The organism is Streptococcus sp. HMSC034E03, assembly GCF_001811505.1.
Classification (GTDB): Bacteria; Bacillota; Bacilli; order Lactobacillales; family Streptococcaceae; genus Streptococcus.
Genome location: NZ_KV804987.1, coordinates 22,879 through 29,177 on the forward strand (window position 1 = coordinate 22,879; position 6,299 = coordinate 29,177).

Here is a 6,299-nt window from a genome sequence, read left to right on the forward strand (position 1 = left end):
TTGACAAAAATTGGTCTATACCATATAATAAAATAAAGAATATGGAGGACAAAATTATGAAAGTTATTCAAGTGGAAAATCCAATTGAAGGTGGAAAAGTTGCTTTTGATATCTTAAAAGAAAAATTGGAAAACGGTGCACAAACATTGGGACTTGCAACAGGAAGTAGCCCTCTGGAATTTTACCAACGAATCGTTGAGAGCGATCTTGATTTTTCAAATCTTACAAGTGTGAACTTGGATGAGTACGTAGGTCTTGATGGGGACAATCCTCAATCATACCGTTACTTTATGCAAGAAAATCTATTCAACAAGAAGCCATTTAAAGAAAGTTTCTTGCCACGTGGTGTCAAGGATAATGCAGAAGCAGAAGTAGAACGCTACAACCAAATTCTTGCTGACCATCCCGTTGACCTACAAATCTTAGGGATTGGCCGCAATGGTCATATTGGCTTTAATGAACCAGGCACACCATTTGATAGCCAAACTCACCTTGTAGAGCTAGATCAGTCTACAATCGAAGCTAACGCGCGCTTCTTTGAGAAGATTGAAGATGTTCCAACCCAAGCTATTTCAATGGGGATTAAGAACATTTTGGATGCTAAGTCCATCCTTCTATTTGCTTATGGTGAATCAAAAGCAGAAGCTATCGCTGGAACTGTTGAAGGCCCTGTGACAGAAAGTCTACCGGCAAGTAGCCTACAAAACCATCCAGATGTGACCATTATCGCAGATGCAGCAGCACTCAGCTTGTTAAAAAAATAAGATTTTAATCATTAAAAACCATTCGATCCTATGGATTGGGTGGTTTTTTGCTCTGAATATATTTCAAATATGATAAGGGTTGAAAATCAAAATTTTTTGTATTTTTTACATGAAGAAGACAAATTTGATTGTTCTTCACTTTCTGCTTTATGTCAGTATTTAGCAAAGCTGGAAGCTATTAGTTTAGGTCAAGTAAAGGATTTATATTTTATTCGAGAGCAAATACTGAAACATCTTGTTGATCACGTTGACAGCAAGGACTTATATACCATTTTTGATCTACCGTCAGATTATTGGGAGTACCTAGACCACATGGGGTTAGAAATTAAAAAATTAAGTGTTCGTTTAGAACAAACTTTAGAAGTGGAGAACTAGGCTAGATATAATGGTAAAATCTTATAAATTTTAAATTGAATGATTTGGGAGAATTTCATTTTTTTCTTGACAATTTTCTTTATTCCGTGTAAAATAGAATAGATCTTGAACTTGAAGGGAGTGAAAAAAATGTCTAAAACAGTAGTACGTAAGAATGAATCTCTTGACGATGCTCTTCGTCGTTTCAAACGTGCAGTTACTAAAGCTGGTACTCTTCAAGAAACACGCAAACGTGAATTCTATGAAAAACCTTCTGTAAAACGTAAACGTAAATCAGAAGCAGCTCGTAAACGTAAAAAATTCTAATTAATAAGAAAGGCTAGACTTGTCTAGTCTTTTTTGTTTTAAATAAATCCTATAAATCCTGCAAAATTCTGAAACTTCCTCCTACAATTTGATATAATAGAGGGAAGAACTTGATTGAAGGAGAAAATTATGTCGGTTTTAGTCAAAGAAGTGATTGATAAGCTCAGACTAGACATTGTCTATGGTGAGACTGAATTACTTGAAAAGAAAATCAATACTGCGGATATTACGCGACCAGGGCTTGAAATGACGGGGTATTTTGACTACTATACTCCAGAGCGGATTCAACTTTTGGGAATGAAAGAGTGGTCTTATCTGATTAGTATGTCTTCTCATAATCGCTACCAGGTTTTGAAAAAGATGTTTCAACCAGAAACACCTGCAGTTATTGTTGCGCGTGGTTTAGTAGTTCCAGAGGAAATGCTAAAGGCTGCTAGAGAATGTAAAATCGCTATTTTAACGAGTCGTACAGCAACAAGTCGTCTGTCTGGAGAATTGTCAAGTTACCTAGATTCTCGTTTGGCTGAGCGTGAAAGTGTACATGGTGTCTTGATGGATATCTATGGTATGGGTGTGTTAATTCAGGGCGACAGTGGTATTGGTAAGAGTGAGACAGGTCTAGAACTTGTGAAACGAGGACACCGTTTGGTGGCTGATGACCGTGTAGATATCTTTGCTAAGGATGAAATGACTCTCTGGGGTGAACCAGCTGAAATCTTGAAGCATTTACTTGAGATTCGTGGTGTTGGTATTATAGATGTGATGAGTCTTTATGGTGCCAGTGCAGTTAAGGATTCTTCACAAGTTCAGTTGGCTGTCTATCTAGAAAATTATGACACGCAAAAGACTTTTGATCGTCTAGGCAATAATGCTGAGGAATTGGAGATTTCTGGAGTAGCTATTCCACGTATCCGCATTCCTGTAAAAACAGGACGTAATATTTCTGTCGTTATCGAAGCAGCAGCGATGAATTATCGTGCTAAGGAAATGGGCTTTGATGCTACTCGACTATTTGAAGAAAGATTGACAAATCTGATTGCAAAGAACGAGGTGAAAAATGATTGATCCAATCGCTTTTCAAATTGGTCCTTTAGCTGTTAGATGGTATGCACTCTGCATCGTTTCAGGTCTTGTTTTAGCGGTATATCTTGCCAGTAAAGAAGCGCCTAAAAAGAAGATTTTATCTGATGATATTTTGGACTTCATCTTAATTGCCTTTCCTTTGTCAATCATTGGAGCTAGACTCTACTATGTTATTTTTAGATTTGATTATTATAGCCAACATCTGGGAGAGATTTTTGCTATTTGGAATGGTGGTCTTGCTATATACGGTGGTTTAATTACTGGCGCGATTGTTCTCTATATCTTTGCTGATCGCAAATTAATCAATACTTGGGATTTCTTAGATATTGCAGCTCCGAGCGTCATGATTGCTCAGAGTCTAGGGCGTTGGGGAAACTTCTTTAACCAAGAAGCTTATGGAGCAGTCGTTGACAATCTAGACTATTTACCTGGTTTTATTAAGAATCAGATGTATATTGATGGCTCATACCGCCAACCAACCTTCTTATACGAGTCTATCTGGAATCTGATCGGTTTTGCCTTGATTGTCATTTTTAGACGCCGATTAAAGAGTATCCGTCGTGGTCATATCACTGCCTTTTATCTAATTTGGTACGGATTTGGACGTATGATTATTGAGGGCATGCGTACAGATAGTCTCATGTTCTTTGGGCTTCGAGTATCTCAATGGTTGTCTGCCCTATTGATTGGCCTTGGTATTTATATCATCTTTTATCAAAATCGGAAAAAAGCACCATTTTATAATGTAAAAAAGGAGAATTAAAATGTTAGAAGCGGCTTATATTATTGTGGCGATTGCCTTGGTTGTATTTTTAGTTTATTTGATTATTACCCTTCAAAAAGTTGGTCGTGTAATCGATGAAACTGAAAAAACTGTTAAAACTTTAAGATCAGATGTAGATGTAACTCTTTATCAAACAAATGAATTGCTTACAAAAGTCAACGTTCTTGTTGATGATATCAATGTCAAAGTTGCTACAATTGATCCCCTCTTTACAGCTGTTGCAGACCTCTCTGTTTCAGTTTCTGACCTAAATGAACAAGCACGTGTTTTGAGTAAAAAGGCATCATCTGCTGGATCAAAAACTATAAAAACTGGTGCGGGTTTGTCTGCTATTCGTGTTGCAAGTAAATTTTTTAAAAAATAAAAAAGGAGTTGACTAATGGGAAAACTATCATCTATCCTTTTAGGAACTGTTTCAGGTGTTGCAGCTGCCTTGTTTCTAACTAGTGACAAAGGAAAACAAGTTAGAAGCCAAGCACAAGAATTTTTAGAAGATCTAAAAGAAGATCCTGAGTATGCTAAAGAGCAGGTTTGTGAAAAATTAACGGATGTCAAAGAACAAACCAAAGAATTTGTTCTTAAAACAAAAGATCAGATTGAATCTGGGGAAATTACTCTGGACACTGTCTTGGATAAAGCAAAATATCATGCTCAACAAGCGACTGAAGCTTCAAAAGAAACCTTGAATCATTTTAAATCACAACTGGAAGAAAAAGTAGTTGTGGAAGAAAAAGAAAATGGTCAAGAAATTGTCATTGAGCTTCAAGAAGATTAACATAGAGTCACCATTTCTTGGTTTTCTAGAGAATCAAGAATGGTGATTTTTTTCCTTTAATGAACTCTTTGTGATATAATGGCAGTATAGAAAGTGCAATATTTAGATTTCTTTCTTAATTTACTGAAATTTTAACAGCAAGTTATTGATCTTCATATGGATGGGGAAATGTACCTAGATGATAAAAGAGAAAAAGATAAAATTGATTCTTTTTTACAGAGTTTTTTGGAAGTCTAAAATTAGTGGTTCTGTCCGTAACCTAAATAACACGCCTGATTAACAGGGGGACTGGGTTTAGCTATTACAACAAATAGTTATTTAAAGATTGAAAGGATTTAAAATGTGATGTATTAAAGTAGAGTAAACTTCCTAAATTTTAGGAAAATAAAAAAGTATGATTTTGTTAACAGAAAATGTTGACACCTTCTATATTATATATAGAAATGATAGTTAAAAAGGAATTGGGTAACATGAAAGATATCTTTAATAAACGACAACGTTTTTCGATTCGAAAGTTTTCTGTTGGAGTGGCATCTGTACTAATAGGGGTTTCCTTATTTGCTCCAACTCAAGGAGTCTTAGCTTCTACGGAAAATAATAATGATAATAATACAGGGATAGAAGTTAATTCTGAAACTGACAATTCTCTGCCGACTGTGGAGATCAAAGAAGAAGCTCAAAGTATCTCAGAACATCGAAACAATGCTTCTTCTGAGATAGATGCTAAAGAGATTTCAACAGTAGCTACAAAAGAGACAGTTCTAGATACTTCCGGTGGTAAGGAAAATATCAATTCGACGGCAACTACTTTGGTGGCTGGTGAAGACAGATCAAGTGCTCCAGAGGTTAGAGCAGCATCAAATCCTACTGAGATTAAAAAATATGAATTGACTGAGGAAGATGCTAAAAAAATCAAAGCAGGAATAATCGGTTCAGAAGGGGATAAGTATGATAGCCTATTACTAGATGGAGAACAGTTAAAACCGAATGGTTATACAGATAACGATTATTTGAGTGATAAAGAAGAACTCTATATTTATGAAAAAAATGGTAAAAAGTATGTAGGTTATAATAGTCATCCGTTACTAGAGGATACTGATGGTGATGGGATTATTGATAGTGACGAAAAGCCAGATGAAAAATTAAAATGGAATGTAAGTGAACGTGATATGATTATGTTCATGGAATTGGCTTACCGTGACGATAAGTACATTGACAGAGTACTGGATCATAAGAGACCTTTAACAGAAGCAGAGTTATACAAAAAGAAAGGTGAAAGTAAACCACGCTATGAATATATGATGATGAATAGGGAATTGGGACCTTATTGGGAAAGAAAGAAAAGTTATCATACATCCAGTGGACTTGATGCTGTATTATTTGAGACTAAGAGCGATTTCTTATATTTACCAAATGGAACTGCCCAGGTACTAGCATTTCGTGGGACTAGTGATTCTAAAGATATAGGTGCTGATATAACACTTGGAACAGGGAGTAATCCTAAACAGGCGATAGAAGCAGAAGAAATTATGCGTGAATTAGCCAAGGATAAGAGTGTCACCAACCTTTATCTAACAGGACATTCTCTGGGAGGATATTTAGTACAACGGGCAATGGTTGAAGCCTATCAGTTGGCATATTCTGACAGCAGAGTCATGTCTACTAAAGAACAGCTGGCTTATAGAAACTTTTATAATAATGTATTAAAAAAAGGAACAACATTTAATGCTCCAAAAGTGAGGACAGGTCTTCTCTCATCATCTGCGTTTTGGCAAAAAGGTTTAGATAGTAAAAAAATAGCTAAGTCAGGTAAACTGACCCATTATATAGTTAATAACGATTCTACTATAGGAAAAAGTGTCAGTAATGATAGTGATGTTGTTATAAATGTTGGGGATACAAAAGGAGGGCATAGTTCCCGTTCTTATTTTGAAGCCGATATGATTAATAGACGACCAGAGTTTATTTCTGGGAAACGAATTTCCTTAGATGGGATAGGTTTTCAAAATCCTAAGATTACTACAGCCAAGTCTCTAGAAAAAGTTGGAGAAACTGTTGTATATAGCAAACTCGGAAATGACATCATTAAGTCAACAACTGTTAGTATCAAGGATCCTGATACAGAAAACATTACTAAGAATACACTTGATGAAATGTTCAAGAAAGATGGAGCTAAGGACAAAGTAGAAACAACAGCAATCCCATCACCTAA

8 protein-coding genes are annotated in these 6,299 nt (G+C 35.8%); all 8 read left to right on the forward strand.

Features of this window, described 5'->3' with window-relative positions; all coding sequences use genetic code 11:
* Positions 1-56 precede the first annotated feature (56 nt).
* On the forward strand, positions 57-764 hold the full coding sequence (locus HMPREF2805_RS05955) for a glucosamine-6-phosphate deaminase (RefSeq protein WP_049508421.1): 708 nt from the start codon (positions 57-59) through the stop codon (positions 762-764).
* Positions 765-794: 30 nt separating this feature from the next.
* Positions 795-1,139, forward strand: a complete 345-nt coding sequence (locus HMPREF2805_RS05960) for an OTU domain-containing protein (protein WP_315940860.1) — start codon at positions 795-797, stop codon at positions 1,137-1,139.
* A gap of 129 nt (positions 1,140-1,268) precedes the next feature.
* Entirely contained in the window at positions 1,269-1,445 is a 177-nt protein-coding gene (gene rpsU / locus HMPREF2805_RS05965) for a 30S ribosomal protein S21 (protein WP_000048054.1), read from the forward strand.
* 129 nt (positions 1,446-1,574) lie between these two features.
* The gene (hprK, locus tag HMPREF2805_RS05970; protein WP_075231805.1) at positions 1,575-2,510 is read left to right on the forward strand and encodes an HPr(Ser) kinase/phosphatase; all 936 of its coding nucleotides are present in this window, start codon (positions 1,575-1,577) and stop codon (positions 2,508-2,510) included.
* The gene (lgt, locus tag HMPREF2805_RS05975; RefSeq protein WP_075231806.1) at positions 2,503-3,291 is read left to right on the forward strand and encodes a prolipoprotein diacylglyceryl transferase; all 789 of its coding nucleotides are present in this window, start codon (positions 2,503-2,505) and stop codon (positions 3,289-3,291) included. The genes hprK and lgt overlap by 8 nt, the downstream gene beginning before the upstream one ends.
* A gap of 1 nt (position 3,292) precedes the next feature.
* A complete protein-coding gene (locus tag HMPREF2805_RS05980) occupies positions 3,293-3,676 on the forward strand; it encodes a DUF948 domain-containing protein (protein WP_075231807.1) in 384 nt (127 codons plus the stop codon).
* 15 nt (positions 3,677-3,691) lie between these two features.
* Positions 3,692-4,087, forward strand: a complete 396-nt coding sequence (locus HMPREF2805_RS05985) for a YtxH domain-containing protein (RefSeq protein WP_075231808.1) — start codon at positions 3,692-3,694, stop codon at positions 4,085-4,087.
* A gap of 470 nt (positions 4,088-4,557) precedes the next feature.
* A partial coding sequence (locus tag HMPREF2805_RS05990) for a YSIRK-type signal peptide-containing protein (protein WP_148131616.1) occupies positions 4,558-6,299 on the forward strand: 1,742 nt, incomplete at its 3' end.

Coding starts and splice junctions, on each gene's coding strand:
- HMPREF2805_RS05955 (WP_049508421.1), top strand. CDS start 57: ATGAAAGTTATTCAAGTGGAAAATCCAATTGAAGGTGGAAAAGTTGCT.
- HMPREF2805_RS05960 (WP_315940860.1), top strand. CDS start 795: ATGGATTGGGTGGTTTTTTGCTCTGAATATATTTCAAATATGATAAGG.
- rpsU (WP_000048054.1), top strand. CDS start 1,269: ATGTCTAAAACAGTAGTACGTAAGAATGAATCTCTTGACGATGCTCTT.
- hprK (WP_075231805.1), top strand. CDS start 1,575: ATGTCGGTTTTAGTCAAAGAAGTGATTGATAAGCTCAGACTAGACATT.
- lgt (WP_075231806.1), top strand. CDS start 2,503: ATGATTGATCCAATCGCTTTTCAAATTGGTCCTTTAGCTGTTAGATGG.
- HMPREF2805_RS05980 (WP_075231807.1), top strand. CDS start 3,293: ATGTTAGAAGCGGCTTATATTATTGTGGCGATTGCCTTGGTTGTATTT.
- HMPREF2805_RS05985 (WP_075231808.1), top strand. CDS start 3,692: ATGGGAAAACTATCATCTATCCTTTTAGGAACTGTTTCAGGTGTTGCA.